Below are 20,014 nucleotides of genomic sequence, written 5' to 3'. Positions count from 1 at the left end.
CGCCCGACAACGGCCGCGCGCATGAACGAAGCGTCACGATTGACGATCACCGGTCCATCGTGTGACGCAGGACACGGCACGAAATCCCTCGCGAGCCGTTAGGCGCTGCCATGACCCCTGCCCCCGTGCCCGGCGACGACGCCCCCCTGCTCTCCTGTCGTGGCCTGTGCTGGCGGACGGAACGCGCGGCGCGGGCGGCGACGCTGATCGACGGCCAGGCCTGGTTCGACGCGCTGGCCTCCTCCCTGGCCAAGGCGCGGCGATCGGTGGTGATACTGGGCTGGCAGTTCGATCCGCGCACGCGGCTGGACCCCGACAGCCGCCACGGAGACCGACATGCGGAGATCGGCCACCAGCTGCGGATGATGGTCAAGTCTCGGCCGGACCTCGACGTGCGCCTGCTGATCTGGAACTCGCCGATACTGATCGCGGCGTCGCAGGGCTTCTTCCCGCATAGGGCTCAGCGCTGGTTCCGCAAGCGTTTCGTGGAGTTCCGGCTGGACAGTCCGGGACCGATCGGCGCCTGCCATCATCAGAAGATGGTCGTGATCGACGACGCCGTGGCCTTCTGCGGCAGCGGAGACCTGGGGCCGGATCGCTGGGACACGCTGGACCACCGGGACGCCGATCCCCGCCGTGTCCAGCCGAACGGCACTCTGGCACCCGCGCGGCACGAGACGATGTGCGTGGTGGACGGACCGGCCGCGCGCGCGCTGGGCGATCTGGCGCGCGAACGCTGGTTCCGCGCGACGTGGGAGCGGACCCTGCCCGACCCCGAGGGCGTCTCCGATCCCTGGCCTGACGGCGTGGAGCCGGAGTTCATCGACGTGCCGATCGGCATCTCGCGGACCGAGCCAGCCTATGGCGGGCGCGGCGCGGCGCGCGAGGTCGAGGCCCTGCACCTGGCGGCGATCCGGTCGGCCCGACGGCGCATCTATTTCGAGAACCAGTATTTCACCTCCCCCGCCATCGCGGCGGCGCTGGCCGAGCGGCTGAAAGAGCCGGACGGACCGGAGATCGTGGTGGTGTCCACGGGCTCCAGTCCCAGCTGGTTCGACGGCATCACCATGGACACGGCGCGCTCGGAGGTTCTGTACCGGCTGGAGCAGGCCGACGCGCACGACCGGTTCTACGCCTTCAGCCCCAACACGCGCCGGGGCGAGCGGATCATCGTGCACGCCAAGGTGACGGTGATCGACGACACGCTGCTGCGCGTCGGCTCGGCCAATCTGAACAACCGGTCGATGGGGTTCGACACCGAGTGCGATCTGACGCTGGAGCCGGACACGGCCGAGGGGCGGGCGGCGGTCGAGGCGTTCCGGCGCCGGTCCATCGGCCACTTCCTGGGAGTCGATGACGCGGCCTTCGCCGCGGCCGAGGCGCTGTTCGGTTCGACGGGCAAGGCCATCGAGAAGCTGAACGAGGGGCGCATGTCGCCTCTGGGCGCCGAGCCGCCGAACGCCATGGAGCGGCTGATCGCCGAGTGGCAGCTGGGCGACCCCGTCTCCACCGCCGACGCCTGGCGGCCGTGGAAGCGGCGCAACGTCTCGCAGCGGCCCTATGAGGAACGGCGGCGCACCCTGTCGCGCCGATGACGGGGGCGGGCTATGGGGACCGGATGACCCTGCGCCCCCTGTTCGTGACCCAGATCTATGAGGCCAGCCTGGCGACCGCGCCGGGCTTCGCCGACTTCAATGCGGAGCTGGCGGCGGCATGCCGCATGCTGGCGGTGGAGGACGGCGCGGGGCGGGCCTGGTGCCGGGCGCATGGCTATCGCGGCTACACCTCGTACGGCTCGCTGACGGACCTGCCGCAGCGCCTGCCGGAATTCGCAGAGCTGAAGCGACGTCTGGACAGACACGCGCAACTGTATGCCCAGGCTCTGAATTTCGATCTGGCGCGCAGGCCGCGGCTGGACAATCTGTGGGTCAACGTCCTGAAGCCCGGCGGTGGGCACAGCGGCCACATCCACCCGCACGCCTTCCTGAGCGGCACAGTCTACGTCGAGGTTCCCGACGGAGCCTCGGCGCTGAAGCTGGAGGATCCCCGCCTGCCGATGATGATGGCGCGGCCCGGCGTGCGGCCCGACGCGCCGGAGGCGGAGCGGCCGTTCGTCTACCTGGCCCCCCGCCCCGGCACGGTCCTGATGTGGGAAAGCTGGCTGCGCCACGAGGTGCCGCCCAATGCGGCAAAGGCCGAGCGCATCTCGATCAGCTTCAACTACGCGTGAGCCCGGACGCCGCGACGCGGCGCCCGGAACGGCAAACTCAGCCCTCGTAGGCGTCGCGGACCATGCGGTCGAGGGTGCGGACGCCCCAGCCGACGGCGCCGTCCGGCACGGTGGGGTTCTTCGAGTCCTTCACCCAGGCCGTCGGGGCGATGTCGATGTGGGCCCACGGCACGCCGTTGGTGAAGCGCTGCAGGAACAGGGCGGCGGTGATCGAGCCGCCGGCGCGGCCGTTGCCCATGTTCTTCACGTCGGCGATCGGGCTGTCGATGTGGCGCTCGTAGATGGTCGGGATCGGCATGCGCCAGACGTTCTCGCCGACCTTGGGCGCGGCGTTGCCGATGTTCTCGGCAAGTTCGTCGGAGTTGGTGAAGACGCCGGCGTATTCCAGGCCCAGCGAGACGATCATGGCCCCCGTCAGCGTGGCCAGATCGACCATGAACTTCGGTTTGAACCGCTCCTGCGTGTACCAAAGGCAGTCGGCCAGCACGAGGCGGCCCTCGGCGTCGGTGTTCAGGATTTCGACGGTCTGGCCCGACAGGGTCTCGACCACGTCTCCGGGGCGGATGGCGTTTCCATCGGGCATGTTCTCGACCAGGCCGATGACGCCGACGGCGTTCACCCTGGCCTTGCGGCCGGCCAGGGCGTGCATGAGGCCGACCACGGCGGCGGATCCGCCCATGTCCCACTTCATCTCCTCCATGCCCTCGGCGGGCTTGATGGAGATGCCGCCGGTGTCGAAGCAGACGCCCTTGCCGACGAAGGCGATGGGCTGATCGCCCTTCTTGCCGCCGTTCCACGTCATGATGGCGACCTGGCTGTCGCGCACGCTGCCCTGCCCCACGGCCAGGAGCGTGCGGAAGCCGAGCTTTTCCAGCTCCTTTTCGCCCAGAACCTCGACCTCGAGGCCCAGCTTCTCCAGCCCCTTCACGCGGCGGGCATACTCTTCCGGATAGAGGATGTTGGCGGGTTCGGAGACCAGATCGCGACTGAACTCGATCGCCTCGGCGACGGGGGCGAAGTCGGCGTCGTAGGCGGCCCTCGCCGCCTTGGGGTCCGCGGCGACGACACGGATCGTGGCGATCGACGGCGTCTTCTCCGGCTTCAGCGTCGTGCGGTATTTCAGGAAGCGATAGGCGGCCAGGCGCGCGGCGAAGGCGGTGCGCGCGGCCTGTTCGGCCGACAGGTGGGAGACGTCGATGGCCAGCACGTCGGCGCCCGACATCTTGACCGCGTGGTAGGCGGCGCCGGCGGCGGCCTCCAGCGCCAGGTCGTCGACCTGACCGGCCTCGCCCGCGCCGGTGATCACGACCGTGGCGGCGTCGCAGCCCGAGACGCCGGCGACGACCTGGGTCGAGGTCTTCGCGCCGGTGAACCGGCCGGCGTTCATCGCGCGCGACAGCGCCCCGCCGGTCGCCGCATCCAGTTGCACCCCCGCACCGGCCAGATTGCGGCCCTCATGGGCCAGGACGGCAAGAACCGGGGCGGCGCCCGCGGACGCGGCGAACTCGATCTTCATCGGCGACTCCTGCCGGAAACACGCCCGGCGTCTTAAGCGATCCGCGGACTGTCGCGGGCAACGAGGGCCATGTATTAGGGCGTTCCCCGCGCCCCCCGCAACGGGGCGACCTCCTTTCCCGCATGACGCTGATTCAAGGCTATCTTTTCCGGCAGATCGCCCGTCCCGTCGTCGGGGCGTGCGCCGCCTTGGCCGGAATCGGCATCCTCAGCCAGACGCTGGAACAGCTGGAATTCGTCGTCGAGCGCGGGGCCAGTCTTTGGGTGATGGTCAAGCTGACGACGCTGGCCGTGCCGCAGCTGCTGTCGGTCATCCTGCCCATCGGCCTGTTCGTGGGCGCCCTGATCGCTCTGACCCGGCTGCAGCGGGAGCAAGAGCTGATCGCGGCCTTCGCGGGAGGCATGACGCGGTGGGCCGCCATCCGTCCGGCCGCGCTGCTGGCGGTGATCGTCGCGGCGCTGACCCTGTCGATCAACGTGGCGGTTCAGCCCTGGGCCCAGCGCGCGGCCCGGGACGAGGCCTTCGCCGTGCGCTCCGACCTGGCGGCCCTGCTGGTCGAGGAAGGCCGGTTCGTGAAGGGGCCCAACGGTCTGACGGTCTATGTGCAGGAGATCGAGCAGAACGGCCTGCTGACGAATCTTTTCGTCCACATCGACGACGGCAAATCGGTGTCGACCTGGAACGCGACCGAGGCGCGGTTCAGCCGCATCGCCGGGGAGCCTTACCTCCTGCTGGGACAGGGCTCGTGGCAGCGATATTCGTCGGACGGCGTGCTGAACCATCTGCAGTTCGACAACCACGCCTTCCCCTTGGCGGCCTTCATGGACGAGGCGGATCAGGCGGTGCGGTACAAACCGTCGGACCTGTATCTGCCGCAGCTTTTCGCCCCATCTCCGCAGATGATGGCGACGGCCGGCACGCGCGGTGAGTTGACGGCCGAGGGACACGCACGCCTGTCGGCGCCGCTTTACGCGCTGACGGCCATGGCCATGGCGCTGACAGCCATTCTGGGCGGGGCGTTCAGCCGGACGGGATACGGCCTGCGCGTGGCCAAGGCGGCAGGCGCTTTCCTGACCGTGCGGATCGTCGGTTACGGCCTGGTCGCGGCCGGCGCGTGGAACCCGTGGGTGAACGTCCTGCAGTACATCGTGCCGATCGCGGCGGCGGCGGCGGCGCTGCGGCTGCTGTTCCGGGCGCTGAGGCCGCGACGGCGGAAGGTCGGCCGTCGGACGGCGGTTCTGGAAGCCAGCGCATGACCGCCCCCTCCCGCCTGCGCATCGGCCGCATCGAGCGCTATGTGCTGAAGCAGCAGGCGAAGTCCCTGCTGGTGGCGCTGGGCGTGATCGCGGCCCTGATCATGCTGATCGACTTCGTCGAGATCTCTCGCGGCGTGGGGTCGGACGTCGACCTGTCGGGCGCGCGCATTTTCGGCCTGATGCTGCTGAAGTCGCCGGCAGTGATCCTGCAGCTGACGCCCTTCATCTTCCTGTTCGGGACGCTGGGGGCCTATGTCGCGCTGAACCGGCGCAGCGAGCTGATCGCCATGCGGGCGGCGGGCGTGTCGGCGTGGCGGTTCGTGATGCCGGCGGCGCTGATGGCGTTGATCTGCGGGGTGGTGATCGTCGCGGCGCTGAGCCCGCTGGCGTCCTTCGCCGACGGGGTGTTCCAGCGCGAGCGGGCGCGGCTGTCGGGCCAGGCGGCCACAGGGGCCGCGGCTGAGGCGGTCTGGCTGCGCGAGGGCGACGACCAACGCCAGATCATAATCCGCGCCGACCGTCAGGACCGCGCGGGCGGTCGCCTGCTGGGGGTCAGCTTCTTCATCTACACCAATGCGCCCGACGGCGGACGGCGGTTCGCCGAGCGGATCGACGCGACTTCGGCCAGTCTGAGCGCCGGCAGTTGGCGGCTGGTGGATGCGGTGGGCGCGCGCATCGGTGAGCGCGGGGTGCGGTACGCCACGCTCGACCTGCGCTCCAGCTTGGCGGACGACGAGGCGTTCGACCGCTTCGCCCGGCCCCAGTCGACGCCCATTTGGTCCCTGCCCGCCCAGATCGCGCGGGTGGAGGCGGCCGGCTTTTCGACGACCGCCTATCGGCTGAGACTGCATCAGCTGGTGGCGACGCCGCTGGTGCTGGCGGCGATGTCGATCCTGGCGGCGGCGTTTTCGCTGCGTCTGATGCGGCTGGGCGATCTGGCGCGGATGAGCGCGGCGGCCGTGGTGCTGGGCTTCGCCTTCTTCTTCATAAACCAGACCTCGGCGGCGTTCGGCTCGGCGGAGGTGATCGCACCTTGGCTGGCGGCGTGGCTGCCGCCGCTTCTGGCCCTGCTCGCCGCGCTGACCCTGCTGGTCTACACAGAGGACGGCTAGCCTTCGGACGCGACGTCGCTTAGAGGCGACGACGGGGCGGCGCTGTCAGGAACATGGATCACACGAGCCAAGATGCGCGCCGGCGACCAATCCTCCAGAACCTTCCGGTCGCTGCTGCTGATGGGCGTGGGCGCCTGCCTGATGTCTGCGGGCGTGGCGCGGGCGCAGGAAGCGGCTCCGCCGCAGCCTGACGACGGGCTGGACGATCGTGCGCTTTATCTGGACGCGGCCGAGGTGGCGCGGGTCGGCGATCGGCTGGAGGCGTCGCGCGACGCCGGCGACCGGCTGTACGCCCGCTTTCAGAACCACGCCCTGCGCACCAGGCGGCTGACCTACGATCTCGCCAGCGGGATCGCGACGGCGCGCGGCGAGGTGGAGCTGACCGCGCCCGACGGCACGACCGTATTCGCCGACTATCTGGAGCTGACCGAGGGGGCCCAGACCGGCCTGGCCGTCAACTTCGCCACGCGGCTCCAGGACGGATCCAGCCTGATGGCCGCCACGGCCGTGCGGCGGTCCGAGACGATCAACGAGCTGAACTACGCCATCTTCACCCCCTGCCCCATCTGCGACGAGGAAGGCCGGCCGAAGGAGCCGACGATCTCGATCCAGGCCCAGCGCGTGGTGCAGGACGAGGGACTGCGCGCGGTGCTGTACCGGAACGCGGTCTTCAAGGTGAAGGGCGTGCCGGTGCTGTTCCTGCCGGTGTTCGCGCATCCCGACCCGACGGTGGAGCGGGCGTCCGGCTTTCTGGTGCCGGAGATCGGCTTCGACCGCGAGCGCGGGCTGAGCTGGGAGCAGCCCTATCTGATCGTCGTGTCGCCCTCCGAGGACTGGCTGATCAGCCCGCAGTTCAACACTGAGGTGGAGCCGCTGCTGAACCTGCAATGGCGGCGGCGTTTCGCGGACGGCACGGTGATGGCGCGCGGCGGCTACACCTATGCGCGGAACTTCGGCGACTTCGACCTGGACGACGACGGCGTGGACGACCCGCCGCAGTCGGCGGAGCGCAAGCACCGGAGCTATCTGCTGGCGTCCGGCGCCTTCGACCCGGCCGGGCCGTGGCGGTGGGGCTTCACCGCCGAGCGGACCTCCGACAAGACCCTGTTCGACCGCTATGACGTGCGCGATCCGTACGCAGACAACGGCCTGTACCACGGCGACGAGCGCCGGCTGATCAGCCAAGTCTATGCCGAGCGGCAGACGGGGCGGTCCTATCTGTCGTTCGCCGCCTTCGACATCCAGAGCCTGCGAGTCACGCGGTTCGAGGAGACTGCGCCCGGTCTGAACGAGTTCGAACGTGACGGCGCCCTGCCGGTCGCGGCGCCGATCGTCGAGGGGCGCTGGGAACCGGGCCGGCTGGTGTTCGGCGGACGGCTGAGGTTCACGGGATCTGCGGCGGCGCTCTATCGCGACGAGTTCGTGGGGGCGCCGGTGCTCCGGCCTGAGGCCCTGCCGGTGGGCCCTGCGCCCTCGGAAGGCGTGGACAGCCGCCGGGCGACCGGGCGGGTCGAGTGGCGACGGAGCCTGATCACGCCGGCCGGCGTTCGGTGGGAGCCGTTCCTCGACGGGCGGGTGGACGTCTATTCCATCGCCCAGCTTCCGGCCCCAGGACTTGAGGGAGAAGAAACGGTCGCCCGCGGGCGCGCCACGGCCGGGATAGACGTGAGCTGGCCCCTGATCCGGCCGCTGGCGGGCGGCGCCGATCTGGTTCTGGAACCGATGGCCCAGATCTCCGCCTCGACCGACGCCGATCTGGATTCCCGCATACCGAATGAGGACAGCCAGGGCCTCGACCTGGACGAGTCCAGCCTTTTCCGAGTCGACCGCTTTCCGGGCGAGGATCTTTACGAGGGCGGGATCAGGGTGACTGGCGGCGCGCGGGCCACGCTGCGGTGGGACGACGACCGGCGAGCTTCGCTGTTCGTCGGGCGGAGCTGGCGTTCCGAAGCCGAGCCGGGACTGCTGACCGCCTCGGCCGACGATCCGACGGTTCTGTACGACGCGACCGGCCTGGCCGATCGGACCTCGGACTGGGTGGTGCAGGGCACTTTCGAGCCGCATGACGGCGTTCGAGCCTGGGGACGAGCCACGATCGACGACTCCGGCGACGTCCGGCGGGCGGAGGCGGCGGTCGAGGGGCGTTGGGGCCGCCGCAACGCGGGCTCGGTGATCTACGTCATGGACGACAGCAACCCCCTCGCCGGACCTCTGAACCGCAACTACGCCTTCGTGGAGGGCTCGGCGCAGCAGTTCGTCGTCGGGAACTGGGGCATCTCGGGCGCCGGAGTCTATGACTTGGACCGCGACCTGTTCGTGCGGTCGGAGGTCGGCCTGCTGTTCGACGACGATTGCGTGCGGTTCGAGATCGGCTGGCGGCGGGACAACACGCGCGTGCGGCCCAGCGGCGCGTCCGAGGGCGCTTACGTGCGCCTAACGCTCGCCACTTTCGGCGGTACACGTTAAGACGGGCGCGACCGGCGCTCATGAGGGGCGCGACCGGCCGATTCTTCGCGGATCGGCGCGAGCGGCGAGGCCGCGATGAGGGTTCAGGACGAACGATGCGAGTGATGCGTTTTGCAACGGCCGCGGCCATGTCCGCGCTGATGGCCGGGAACGCCCTGGCCCAGGCGGCCCCCGTCCGCCAGGATCCTCCCCCAGGGGCGACGGCGGCCGGCACGTTGCGGCCTACGCCGGTCCGTCGCGAACCGCGCATGCTGGACCGCGCCGACTTCCAGATCGCCGACGGCGTCGTGGCGGTGGTCAATGACCAGATCATCACCGGCTACGACCTGCGCCAGAGGATGCTGCTGATCATCGCCATGTCCGAGGTCCAGCCGACCGCGGAGGATCTGGCGCAGATTCAACGCCAGGCCCTGGACGGCCTGATCGACGACCGTCTGAAAGCGCAGGAGATAGCTCGCTACGAGGACCTGAAAGTCACTGAGGAAGAGATCGATCAAGAGATCGGGGCCATGGCCGCCGAGCTGCGGACCTCTGCCGATGCCTATCTGAACCTCCTCGCCCAGGTCGGCATCCAGCCGCGCACCGTCCGCGAGCAGGTTCGCGTCTCGATCGGCTGGCGCCGGCTCGTCGGCGGTCGCTTCTCCAGCCGAGCCCGCGTCTCCAAGGCCCAAATCGACCAAGCCATGCGTCAGGTAGAGGAGGCGGCCACCAAACGCCAATATCTGATCGGTGAAATCTATCTGGAAGCGGCCCAGACCCAAGGCGGAATGCAGGGAGCTGTGAACGGCGCGCAGCAGCTTATCCGCCAGATGATCCAAGGCGCGCCCTTCCAGGCGGTGGCCCAGCAGTTTTCGGACGCGCCGTCCGCGGTCCGCGGCGGCGACGCGGGATGGGTGGTGGAAGGTTCTGTCGCCCCTGCCCTGCAACAGGCGATGGACAACCTTGAAGTCGGCCAGTTGTCGAACCCGATTGTCGTAGAAGGCGGCGTCTATGTAATTTACATGCGTGACAAGCGGCAGGGGTCGGCGACGCAGTTGGTGACGCTGCGGCAGATCATGATCGAATTGCCCGAGACGGCGTCGGCCGAGGCCGTGCAGGCCGCGGCGGATCGCTTGACGGCGTTGCAGCCGCAGCTGACGTGCGACGACATGCTGGCGAGGGCGGCGTCGGAGACCGGGCTGCTGGGCACGGACCTGGGCGAGAGCGACGTGCAGAGCATCATTCCCCAGTTCCAGCAGATCGCCACAGAAGCGCCCGACGGGGCCATCGCCGGGCCGGTGAGGTCGCCGCTGGGGCTGCACCTGGTCGGCGTCTGCGGCCGCCGGGTGGGGTCGGCGGCCCTGCCCAGCCGCGACGAGGTCGAGAGCCGCCTGCAACGGTCGCAGCTGTCGATGCTGGAGCGGCGTTATATTCGGGATCTGCGCGCGGACGCCCTGATCGAGACCAAATGATCCCGCCGCTGGCCCTCTCACTGGGAGAGCCGGCGGGCATCGGCCCTGAGATCGTCGCCCGCGCCTGGACCGCGGCGCGGGACGGCGGCCCGTCGTTCGTCGTCGTCGGCGACGCGGCCGTGCTGGAGGCGGCCGGCGCCCCGGTCACGGTCGTTTACGAACCTGCGGAAGCGAAGTCCGTCTTCGCCCACGCCGTGCCGGTGATCCATCTTCCGACCGCGACGGCCGTGACGCCCGGCCGACCCGACCCCGCCAACGCCGCCTGCGTCGCCGACTGGATCGCCCGCGCGGTCGATCTGGCCATGGACGGCCGCGCCGCCGGTGTGGTGACCGCCCCCATCGCCAAGGCCCCCCTGTATGCGGCTGGTTTTCCCTTTCCGGGCCACACCGAGTTCATCGCCGACCTGACCGGCGACCTGCCGTACGACGGCACGCGGGGGCCGGTGATGATGCTGACGGCGCGGAACCTCCGGGTCGCGCTGGTGACCATCCACTCGCCCCTCAGCGACGTGCCGGAACTGGTGACCCGCGAGCGGGTGATCCGCACCGCGCGGGTGACCCACGAGGCGCTGCGGCGGGATTTCGGAATCGCCCGGCCACGACTGGCGCTGGCCGGCCTCAACCCCCATGCGGGCGAGGGCGGGGCGATCGGACTTGAGGAAATCGAGGTTCTGCGCCCCGCCGCCGCGGCCCTTCGTGCGGAGGGAATCGAGATCACCGACCCCCTGCCCGCCGACACGATGTTCCATGAGGAGGCGCGCACAGGCTACGACGCCGCAGTCTGCCTGTATCACGACCAGGCGCTGATCCCGGTCAAGACGATCGACTTCTGGAGCGGAGTGAACGTGACCCTGGGCCTGCCGATCATACGGACGTCCCCGGACCACGGCACGGGGTTCGAAATCGCCGGCAGGGGCGTGGCGCGGGCCGACAGCCTGATCGCGGCGATCACGCTGGCGGCGGAGATGGCGACGCGGCGGCGGGGACTGGCGTGACCGCCCTGCCCACTCTGCGCGAACAGCTGGACGCCCATGGGCTGGCGGCGAAGAAGAGCTTCGGCCAGCATTTTCTGCTGGACCTGAACGTGACGCGAAAGATCGTGCGGCTGGCCGGGCCGTTCGAGGGTCGGGCTGTGATCGAGGTCGGTCCCGGTCCCGGTGGACTGACGCGGGCGCTGCTGGAAAGCGACGCGGGACGGGTGGTGCTGGTCGAGAAGGATCCGCGCTTCGTGCCCCTGCTGGCCGAGTTGGACGACGGGTCAGGACGGCTGACGATCGTCGAAGGGGACGCCCTGAACGTGCGCGAGGACCGGCTGGTCGAGGGGCCGGCGCACCTGGTTTCCAACCTGCCCTACAACGTCGGCACGGCGCTGTTGATCAAATGGCTGACCGGGCCGTGGCTGCCGCACGCCCTGACGCTGATGTTCCAGAAGGAGGTCGCCGAGCGCATCGTGGCCGCGCCCGGCGACGACGCCTACGGCCGGCTGGCGGTGATCAGCCAGGCGGTGTGCGAGGCGCGGCTGGTGATGCACCTGCCCGCCGCCGCCTTCACGCCTCCGCCCAAGGTGGCCAGCGCCGTCGTGCACCTGATCCCGCGCGCCGACCGGCCGGAGCGGACGCTGCTGAAGGCGCTGGAACGGGTGACCGCCGCCGCCTTCGGGCAACGACGCAAGATGCTGAGATCCAGCCTGAAACAACTTGGCGGAGCGGACCTTTGCGAGTCGGCGGGGATCAGCCCCGAGGACCGGGCCGAGGTGATCGACCTGGACGGTTTCCTGAGGCTGGCACGGGCGTCGATCGGGGCCGAGGCGCCGACGAAGCCGGCCGAAGTCGGCGCGGCTTTGACGCGGCGTAAACGAAGCTGAAACGCGTCCGGCCAAGGTCACGAAAATCCCGCCGGGGACGACCACATCGGGCGGGACAAAAGCGGGACATTCGACGCCACACCGCCGGAACATCCGCCACAAGCGCCACAAATGCGTCGGCTCACCCCAAGAAGTCGTGACGGCTTGATCCCGAACGTCGCGGGATTTCAGTGACCTGAGAAAAAGCTCGCGCATGATGCCGTGCAGGGTTCGCGGCACGGCGAGACTGTTCGCATGACGAAAACCCTGATCCGACGCCTTCCGCCCGCATCGACCCGCGCGCCTTACAAGATCCGCGGCCCACGCACCTGGGCCTTGATTCAGGACGCCTATCTGAGAGGCGTCTCGGCGCCGGCTCTGGCCGCCAGGTACGACGTGACGGAGCACGCCATCCGACGGCGAATGGGACGCGAGGGCTGGACGCGGAAACACGCGGTTGCGCTTGAAGACGCCGCGATGGCCGAAGCGGCGGCAGAGGCGGCGGCGACCCAGCAAGATCCGATGGCGCCCGAGGCCGCCGCAAGATGGGCGCTGACGGAAGCCACGCGGCTCATGCGGGGCGGGCAGACGGCGGCTGCCGTCGATCTGATCCGGACGGCCGAAACGCTGTTGGACGCAGCGCGGCGGCTGGCCGACGGCGGAGACGTCGTCGACGACGAGCAGATCCTGTCGGATCTGAGAGCTCGCATCGTCCGACTGGGCGAGACCTCGGAACGATGACCAAGGCCGGAGCCGCACGCGAGACCTTGAGGCGGAACCCCGAGTTGCTGGGGCAGCTGAGGCGTCGAGATCGGGCCTTGCTGGCGACGGACTGGGAGGTGTGGGCGCATGCGGGGCAGACGCCGCCCGAGGGCGACTGGAACACCTGGGTCGTGCTGGGCGGACGCGGTGGGGGCAAGACCCGTGCGGGAGCGCAATGGCTGGAGACGCAGGTGCGAAGCAGGGGGCGGACCGCGCTGGTCGGACAGAGCCTGCACGACGTGCGCGAAGTGATGGTGGAAGGACCGTCCGGCCTGCTGGCTCTGCCTCGCCGGGGAAAGCCGCCCCGGTGGGAGGCGAGCCGGCGTCGACTGGTCTGGCCCAACGGCGCGACGGCGCAAGCGTTCTCCGCGGAGGATGCCGACGCGCTGAGGGGACCGCAGTTCGGCGCAGCCTGGGCCGACGAATGGTGCGCCTGGAGACGACCGGCGGAGACGCTGGCGCTGTTGCGGATGGGCCTGAGGATCGGTGAAAGGCCGCGACTGGCGGTGACGACGACGCCCCGTCCCACGGCGGCGTTGAGGCGTTTGCTGGCGGAGCCCGGCACAGCGCGAACGGATCTGCCCACGCGGGCCAACGCCGCGAATCTGTCGCTCGGGTTCCTGCATGATCTGGAGGCCGTGTATGGCGGGACGCGCCTGGCCGCCCAGGAACTCGAGGGCCGACTTTTGGACGGCGACGGAGCCCTGTTTTCCTGGGAGATGATGCGTACGGCACAGGCGGCAGGCGCCCCACCCGCCCGTTTTGAGCGTGTGGTGGTCGCCGTCGATCCGCCGGCGACGTCGGGCGGCGCGGCGTGCGGAATCGTCGCGGCAGGGCGGTGCGAGGGGGTCTGCTGGATCCTGGGCGATCGGACGGTGGCCGGTCTGTCTCCGCTGGGCTGGGCCGGAGCGGTGAAGCGGGCGGCGGAGACGTTCGGCGCCGGCTGCGTGGTGGCCGAGGTCAACCAGGGCGGCGAGATGGTGGAGACGGTGCTGCGAACGGCCGGGGTGACGGCTCCCGTGCGGCGGGTTCACGCCCGACACGGCAAACGGACGCGGGCAGAGCCGGTCGCCGCCCTGTATGAACAGGGGCGAGTGAGGCATGCCGCGCCCCTGCCCGAACTTGAAGACGCGCTGATGGCGCTGGGAGCCGAAGACGGATCGGTCGGGCTGGATCGAGCCGACGCCCTGGTGTGGGCCGTTTCGGACCTGATGCTGGGGTCGGTCAGGGAGGGGCCGAGGATGCGCGCTCTGTGACGGCGCGGATCCGGCGATGCCCCGTCTGAAGGGATGTCAGGCCGATCCGGCCGGGAGCGGGGTACGAGCGGCGGCGAGGTCGGGCAGCGGCCCGATGAAGGCGTCGCTTCTGCATATCTTGCCCTGCGCCAGATCCACGGCCGCAGCGTCGAATCTCGATTCTGCCGAAGACCGGGCCGACGGCGTTGGGGATCGCCAGGTCGCGCGCCATGGAAGACCAGATCACCCTGGCCCCGTGCGCAATCGGATCGCTCGCGCGATCGCGGACGGCGAGGTGATGCAGATCGACGCCCTGGTCCCAAGAAGGCGGGACACACCCGAAACAGGACCGGCGTCGGGGCTCTAGAGCGCATTCGGCTGAGCTGGACGCAGTCCAGCCCAGCGCGGAATGCGCTCCAGGATCATGCTGGAGCCTGATTCACGGCATCGGCGGAATCGCGAAGCGATTCCACCTCAGCCGATCAGGCTCTAGACCCCCTCGTCCAGCAAGGCCTTCTGATAGTCGGCGACCCAAAGATTGCGGCGCAGGCGGCTGCGTTCGGCGTGGTAGATGTGCGCCAGCTCTGCGTAGCTCCGGTCGAAGTCGTCGTTGACGAAGACGTAGTCGAACTGGTCGCAGCGCTCGATCTCGCCCTTGGCGTTCTGGATGCGGCGCTCGATCACGTCGTCGGCGTCCTGGCTGCGCGTGACGAGACGACGGCGCAGTTCGGCCAGGCTGGGCGGCAGGATGAAGACGCGCACGGCGTCCTCCGGGCATTTGCGGGCCACCTCGGCTGCGCCCTGCCAGTCGATGTCGAACAGCACGTCGCGACCCTCCGACAGCGCCTGATCCACCGGCGCGCGCAGGGAGCCGTAGCGGTTGCCGTGCACGTCAGCCCATTCCAGGAATGCGTCCTCGTCGATCAGACGCTGGAATTCGGCATGGTCGACGAAGTGATAGTCGCGGTCGGCGACCTCTCCCGGCCGAATCGGACGCGTGGTCACGGAGACGGACAGCTCCAGCGCCCCGTGGTCGGCCATCAGGCGGCGGCACAGCGACGTCTTGCCGGCCCCGGACGGGCTGGCGACGATCAGCAGGACGCCCCGGCGCGGGGTGCGGTCATTCGACATTCTGAACCTGTTCTCTCAGCTGTTCGACGGCGGCCTTCAGGTCCAGGCCGACGGAGGTGAGCGGGACGGTGGCGGACTTGGAACACAGGGTGTTCGCCTCGCGCATGAACTCCTGCATCAGGAAGTCCAGCTTGCGGCCGGCGGGCGGCGCGGTCAGCAAGGCGCGGGCGGAGGCGACGTGGGCGGTCAGGCGATCCAGCTCCTCGCGCACGTCGGCCTTGGCGGCCAGGGCGGCGGCTTCGAGGAAGACGCGCTCCTCGAGGCCCGGCGCGTCGGGGGCGATCTCGGCCATGCGGCGGGCGAAGCGGTCTCGCACGGCGTCGACCTGAGCCGCGGCCTCGCGCTCGGCGGCGGTGACCAAGGCTTCGATGCGGTCGATCAGGCCGGTCAGCACCGGCAGCAGTTGCGCGCCCTCGTGCCGCCGCGAGACCTGGAGCGCGTCGAGCGCCCGCTCGACCGTGGCCGCGACCGCCGCCTGCACGGCGGCGAGGGCGTCCGGATCGGCCGCGGTCTCGTCGGCGGAGACGACGCCACGAAGGGCCAGCAGGCCGTCGGCGGTCGGCGGGGCGGCGCCGGCTTCGACCAGCTGGCGAGCGAGGGTCAGGTAGCGGGACAGAACCTCGGAATCGACGCCGACCGCCGCCGAACCCGCCTCCGGCCTGGCCTGCACGGTCAGCGACGCCTGACCGCGCGCGAACCGCGACTGGGCTGCGGCCTTGGTCAGGCGTTCCAGATCGTCGAAGCCCGAGGGCGCGCGCAGGCGGACCTCCAGATTGCGGCCGTTGACCGAACGGGCCTCGACCGACCAGGTCCAGCCGTGGCCGGCGCCGTCGGCCCGGCCGAAGCCGGTCATGCCGGAAATCTGGCCGTCCGCGCTCATCGCGGCGCCTGGCCTGGCGGCAGGATGGTCACCTCAGCGCCGGCGTCGGGCGAGATTTCGCCGGTCGGCGCGGGCGCGGCGTCGCCGGTCGGCGCCTGGGGCACGGATTCAGGCGGCAGGCCGGCGCGGCGACGCTCGATGGCGCGCCAGCGGGCGACGTTTTCCAGATGCTGCTCGTAGGTCGGCGCGAACACATGGCCGCCCGTGCCGTCGGCGACGAAGAACAGGTCCTGGGTCACCCGCGGGTTCAGCACGGCCTTGATCGCCTCTCCGCCCGGATTGGCGATGGGCGTCGGAGGCAGGCCGTCGATCTGATAGGTGTTCCAGCGGGTCGGGGCGTCGATCTCCGACCGGCGCAGGCCGCGGCCCAGCGGTCGACCCTGGGTGATGCCGTAGACGATGGTCGGATCGCTCTCCAGCCGCATGCCGATGCGCAGCCGGTTGGAGAAGACGGCGGCGACGCGCGGGCGCTCTGCGGCGACGCCCGTCTCCTTCTCGACGATGGAGGCCAGGACGACGGCCTCCTCAGGCGTCGAGACGACGCTGTTGGGCCCGCGCTGGGCCCAGAGTTCGGCAAGGTTGCGGTCGTGAGCCAGCCGCATGCGGCGGACGACGGAGGCCCGCGTCTCGCCACGGCTGATCTCATAGGTGTCGGGCCACAGACTGCCCTCGGGCGGCGTCTCGACCTCTCCCGTCAGAAGCGGATTGCGCATCAGGACGTCGACGGCCTGGGCCGAGGACCAGCCTTCCGGCAGGGTCACGTAGTGGCGGACGACCCGGCCGGAGACCAGCAGGCTGAGCACGGACCGCAGGGACGCCCGGCTGGGCACCTCGTACTCGCCGGCGCGCAGCTTGCGGTCCGCGCCGGTCAGGGTGGCGGCGGCCTTGAACATGTCGGTGGAGCGGATCACGCCGGCCTGCTTCAGCTGCTGGGCGATGGCCGAGACGCCCGCGCCGCTGGGCAGGGTCACGATGGTGGCGTCGCCGGTGCGGGCGCCGGGTCCGGGGGCGTAGAAGACGCTCCAGACGACCGCCAACAGGCCGATCAGGAAGACGCTGAACGTCGCCGTGGCCGCCAGCAGGGCGATGGCGAAGGGTTTGCGGTCGCCGCCGCCGAACCGGGGAAGCCGCACCTCAGTCGACCTTGCGGAAGACGACGGTGGCGTTGGTGCCGCCGAAACCGAAGCTGTTGGACATGGCGACGTCGATCTTCCTCGGCTCGCCCTTGTCCCTGACCATGTGCAGGGCGGTGTCTTGCTCCGGATTCTCCAGATTGATCGTCGGCGGGGCGATCTGGTCGCGGATGGCCAGGACGCAGAAGACGCACTCCACCGCCCCGGCGGCGCCGAGCAGGTGGCCGATCATCGACTTGGTGGAGGACAGGGCGACGTTCGGCGCGTGGTCGCCCATCAGGCGCTCGACGGCCTTGGCCTCGATCCAGTCGGCCATTGTGGAGGTGCCGTGGGCGTTCACGTAGTCGACGTCGGACGGCTGCATCCCGGCGCGCTTGAGCGCCGCCTGCATGGCGCGCAAGCCCCCCTCCCCGTCCTCGCTGGGCGCGGTGATGTGATAGGCGTCGCCCGACATGCCGTAACCGACGACCTCGGCATAGATCTTCGCGCCCCGAGCCTTCGCGTGCTCGTATTCCTCCAGCACCATGATCCCGGCGCCCTCGCCCATGACGAAGCCGGCGTGGTCCTTGTCGTAGGGGCGGCTGGCGCGTTCCGGCTGGTCCTGGAAGTCCGTGCACAGGGCGCGGCAGGCCAGGAAGCCGGCGATGCCGATGGGGACGATGGAGCTCTCGGCCCCGCCCGCCACCATCACGTCGGCGTCGCCCAGGGCGATCATGCGGGCCGCGTCGCCGATGGCGTGGGCGCCGGTGGCGCAGGCGGTGACGACGGAGTGGTTCGGTCCCTTCAGCCCGTGACGGATCGACACCTGGCCCGACGCCAGATTGATCAGCGACATCGGGATGAAGAAGGGGCTGACGCGGCGCGGTCCCTTCTCCTGCATCTCCAGGGCCGTCGCGGCGATGGGGCCCAGGCCGCCGATGCCGGAGCCGATCATGACGCCGGTGGCGCACTTGTCGTCTTCGCTCTCGGGCTTCCAGCCGGCGTCGGCCAGCGCCTCGTCGGCGGCGGCGATGGCGTAGACGATGAAGTCGTCGACCCGCTTGCGGTCCTTGGCCGACATGACCGTCTCGGGGTCGAAGACGCCCGGCTGGTCCGGAGCGCCGTGCCCCCGGCCGTCGACCTGGGGCACCTCTCCGGCGATGGAGCAGGCGAAGCCTTCGGTGTCGAAGGCCGTGATCTTGCGGATGCCCGAGCGGCCTTCGACGACGCCCTTCCAGGCGTGTTCCACGCCCGTGCCGAGCGGGGTGACCAGACCCAGGCCGGTGACGACGACGCGGCGCATGAGGAACCTCCTGTCGAAAACGCGACGGCCTAAACGCCGATGGCCGCCGGACCCGCCCGACAGGGACGCGCCGCGGCGGCCATCAAGCCGTCAAGGACGGACGGAAATCAGCCCGCCAGCTTCTCGTCGATGAACTTGACCGCGTCTCCGACCGTCTGGATGTGCTCGGCGGCGTCGTCGGGGATTTCGATGTCGAAGGCTTCTTCGAAAGCCATGACCAGCTCGACGTTGTCGAGCGAGTCGGCGCCCAGGTCGTCGATGAAGGAGGCCTTTTCGGTGACCTTGTCGGGGTCGGCGTCCAGGTGGTCGATCACGATCTTGCGGACGCGTTCCAGGGTGTCGGACATGGGTGTCTCTGTTCTCTAAGCCGCGAGCGGCGGGGTCTTCGATCAGGCCTGCCGTCTCACGACGGCGACGACGGCGCAAGTCCGGACAGGGACTCGACCGCCGACGGTCACTGGCGGTTTAGCACAGCCTGCGACGGGGGAAACACCCTGTCGCACGTCGTGATCGCCGTCGGATCATCGCCATGCCGCCGCGCCATGATCTTCAGATCATGGCCATGCCGCCATTGACGTGCAGGGTTTGCCCCGTGACGTAGGCGGCCTCGTCGGACGCGAGATAGACGGCGGCGGCGGCGATCTCGTCGCCCGTGCCCAGCCGGCCGGTCGGGATGTTCCTCAGAATGGTCTCACGCTGCTGGTCGTTCAGCACGTCGGTCATGGGCGAGGCGATGAAGCCCGGCGCGATGCAGTTCACCGTGATGCCGCGCGAACCGACCTCCTGCGCAAGCGACTTGGAGAAGCCGATCATGCCGGCCTTTGAGGCCGCATAGTTGGTCTGGCCGGGGTTGCCGGTCACGCCGACCACCGAGGTGACGCCGATTATGCGGCCGGCCCGGCGCTTCATCATGCCCTTCATGGCGGCGCGGGCGAGTCGGAAATAGCTTTCGAGGTTGACCTTCAGGACGTCGGTGAAGTCTTCGTCCTTCATGCGCATCAGAAGACCGTCCTTGGTGATGCCGGCGTTGGCGACCAGGACGTCCAGCGGCGCGCCCGCCGCCTCTTCCGCCCGGGCGACCAGGCCATCGACCGATTCGGCGTCCGAGAGGTTGGCGGAGGCGACGAAGGCGCGCTCGCCGAGGTCTTTCGCCAAATCCGCCAGAACGGTTTCACGCGTGCCGGACAGAACCACGGCCGCCCCTTGAGCGTGCAGGGCGCGAGCGATCGCGCCGCCGATGCCGCCGGTGGCGCCCGTGACGAGGGCGGTCTTGCCGGAAAGGTCGAACATGGAAGTCTCCGCGAAATGTCGCCCGGTGCTTACCGCCCGAAGGCGGTCCGGGGCAAACCGGAGATCACTCCTTCTTCGCGCGCGGATCTCCCGGACCATACCGCGTCAGGTCCAGATTGCACTTGCCGCAGCGCTGCCGCGGCCGCAGCAGCCTGCGCGAGCCGTCGTCGTTACGGCCGAAGAGGTGGTGGTTGCAGCGGGGACAGCGCGGGACGGCGAAGGCGACCGAGCCGGCGAGGACCAGACCCATCCCCCCCGCCGCCAGATGGCCGATCAGATCGCCGTCGTGAAGATGCGCGCCGGCCCAGACGGCGGCGGCGATCAGGGCCAGATAAACGGGCCAACGCAGCCAGCCCCAGGTGACGGCGGCGGAATGGGCGGTGACGCGGACGCTCAATTTACGAACTCACTCCTGACACTGAACAGA

Annotated in this window: 18 protein-coding genes; 10 read left to right on the top strand and 8 right to left on the bottom strand. The window is 69.8% G+C overall.

Features of this window, described 5'->3' with window-relative positions; genetic code table 11:
* Window positions 1-110: 110 nt before the first annotated feature.
* A complete protein-coding gene (locus VGN45_RS11040) occupies window positions 111-1,595 on the top strand; it encodes a phospholipase D-like domain-containing protein (protein WP_327462369.1) in 1,485 nt (494 codons plus the stop codon).
* Window positions 1,596-1,618: 23 nt separating this feature from the next.
* A complete protein-coding gene (locus VGN45_RS11035) occupies window positions 1,619-2,230 on the top strand; it encodes a TIGR02466 family protein (RefSeq protein WP_327462367.1) in 612 nt (203 codons plus the stop codon).
* Between the two features lie 37 nt (window positions 2,231-2,267).
* Here VGN45_RS11035 and VGN45_RS11030 read toward each other — a convergent pair whose 3' ends face one another.
* Window positions 2,268-3,746: a leucyl aminopeptidase gene (locus VGN45_RS11030; protein WP_327462365.1), complete on the bottom strand. Its 1,479-nt coding sequence runs from the start codon at window positions 3,744-3,746 to the stop codon at window positions 2,268-2,270.
* Between the two features lie 122 nt (window positions 3,747-3,868).
* Between VGN45_RS11030 and VGN45_RS11025 the strand changes: the two genes are divergently transcribed.
* From VGN45_RS11025 to VGN45_RS10990, 8 genes are all read left to right on the top strand, one after another.
* Complete coding sequence (locus VGN45_RS11025; RefSeq protein WP_327462363.1) at window positions 3,869-5,002, top strand: LptF/LptG family permease; 1,134 nt, start codon at window positions 3,869-3,871, stop codon at window positions 5,000-5,002.
* On the top strand, window positions 4,999-6,114 hold the full coding sequence (gene lptG, locus VGN45_RS11020; RefSeq protein ID WP_327462361.1) for an LPS export ABC transporter permease LptG: 1,116 nt from the start codon (window positions 4,999-5,001) through the stop codon (window positions 6,112-6,114). The genes VGN45_RS11025 and lptG overlap by 4 nt, the downstream gene beginning before the upstream one ends.
* Window positions 6,115-6,186: 72 nt before the next feature.
* A complete protein-coding gene (locus tag VGN45_RS11015; RefSeq protein ID WP_327462359.1) occupies window positions 6,187-8,580 on the top strand; it encodes an LPS-assembly protein LptD in 2,394 nt (797 codons plus the stop codon).
* 128 nt (window positions 8,581-8,708) lie between these two features.
* A complete protein-coding gene (locus VGN45_RS11010; protein ID WP_327462357.1) occupies window positions 8,709-10,031 on the top strand; it encodes a peptidylprolyl isomerase in 1,323 nt (440 codons plus the stop codon).
* Window positions 10,028-11,026, top strand: coding sequence for a 4-hydroxythreonine-4-phosphate dehydrogenase PdxA (pdxA, locus tag VGN45_RS11005; protein WP_327462355.1), 999 nt, complete (start codon window positions 10,028-10,030; stop codon window positions 11,024-11,026). The genes VGN45_RS11010 and pdxA overlap by 4 nt, the downstream gene beginning before the upstream one ends.
* Complete coding sequence (gene rsmA, locus VGN45_RS11000) at window positions 11,023-11,895, top strand: 16S rRNA (adenine(1518)-N(6)/adenine(1519)-N(6))-dimethyltransferase RsmA (RefSeq protein ID WP_327462353.1); 873 nt, start codon at window positions 11,023-11,025, stop codon at window positions 11,893-11,895. Before pdxA ends, rsmA begins: the two co-directional genes overlap by 4 nt.
* 234 nt (window positions 11,896-12,129) lie before the next feature.
* On the top strand, window positions 12,130-12,615 hold the full coding sequence (locus VGN45_RS10995) for a hypothetical protein (protein ID WP_327462351.1): 486 nt from the start codon (window positions 12,130-12,132) through the stop codon (window positions 12,613-12,615).
* Window positions 12,612-13,892: a DNA-packaging protein gene (locus VGN45_RS10990; protein ID WP_327462349.1), complete on the top strand. Its 1,281-nt coding sequence runs from the start codon at window positions 12,612-12,614 to the stop codon at window positions 13,890-13,892. Before VGN45_RS10995 ends, VGN45_RS10990 begins: the two co-directional genes overlap by 4 nt.
* 468 nt (window positions 13,893-14,360) lie before the next feature.
* Here VGN45_RS10990 and gmk read toward each other — a convergent pair whose 3' ends face one another.
* The 7 genes from gmk to VGN45_RS10955 form a co-directional block, all read right to left on the bottom strand.
* A complete protein-coding gene (gene gmk, locus VGN45_RS10985; RefSeq protein WP_327462347.1) occupies window positions 14,361-15,002 on the bottom strand; it encodes a guanylate kinase in 642 nt (213 codons plus the stop codon).
* Complete coding sequence (locus VGN45_RS10980; RefSeq protein WP_327462345.1) at window positions 14,992-15,882, bottom strand: YicC/YloC family endoribonuclease; 891 nt, start codon at window positions 15,880-15,882, stop codon at window positions 14,992-14,994. Before VGN45_RS10980 ends, gmk begins: the two co-directional genes overlap by 11 nt.
* Window positions 15,879-17,015, bottom strand: a complete 1,137-nt coding sequence (gene mltG / locus VGN45_RS10975) for an endolytic transglycosylase MltG (protein WP_327462343.1) — start codon at window positions 17,013-17,015, stop codon at window positions 15,879-15,881. The genes VGN45_RS10980 and mltG overlap by 4 nt, the downstream gene beginning before the upstream one ends.
* A 1-nt stretch (window position 17,016) precedes the next feature.
* The gene (gene fabF / locus VGN45_RS10970; protein ID WP_327462341.1) at window positions 17,017-18,297 is read right to left on the bottom strand and encodes a beta-ketoacyl-ACP synthase II; all 1,281 of its coding nucleotides are present in this window, start codon (window positions 18,295-18,297) and stop codon (window positions 17,017-17,019) included.
* 107 nt (window positions 18,298-18,404) lie between these two features.
* The gene (locus VGN45_RS10965) at window positions 18,405-18,644 is read right to left on the bottom strand and encodes an acyl carrier protein (protein ID WP_125257405.1); all 240 of its coding nucleotides are present in this window, start codon (window positions 18,642-18,644) and stop codon (window positions 18,405-18,407) included.
* A gap of 202 nt (window positions 18,645-18,846) precedes the next feature.
* Window positions 18,847-19,587, bottom strand: coding sequence for a 3-oxoacyl-[acyl-carrier-protein] reductase (gene fabG, locus VGN45_RS10960; RefSeq protein ID WP_327462338.1), 741 nt, complete (start codon window positions 19,585-19,587; stop codon window positions 18,847-18,849).
* A 64-nt stretch (window positions 19,588-19,651) separates the two neighbouring features.
* Window positions 19,652-19,984: a hypothetical protein gene (locus VGN45_RS10955; protein ID WP_327462336.1), complete on the bottom strand. Its 333-nt coding sequence runs from the start codon at window positions 19,982-19,984 to the stop codon at window positions 19,652-19,654.
* Window positions 19,985-20,014: the final 30 nt, after the last annotated feature.

Origin of the sequence: Brevundimonas sp., from assembly GCF_035999125.1 — a bacterium.
In the GTDB taxonomy this organism is placed as follows: domain Bacteria; phylum Pseudomonadota; class Alphaproteobacteria; order Caulobacterales; family Caulobacteraceae; genus Brevundimonas.
Note: the sequence above shows the minus strand (reverse complement) of the source record. Positions and strands in the feature narration are given on the sequence as shown.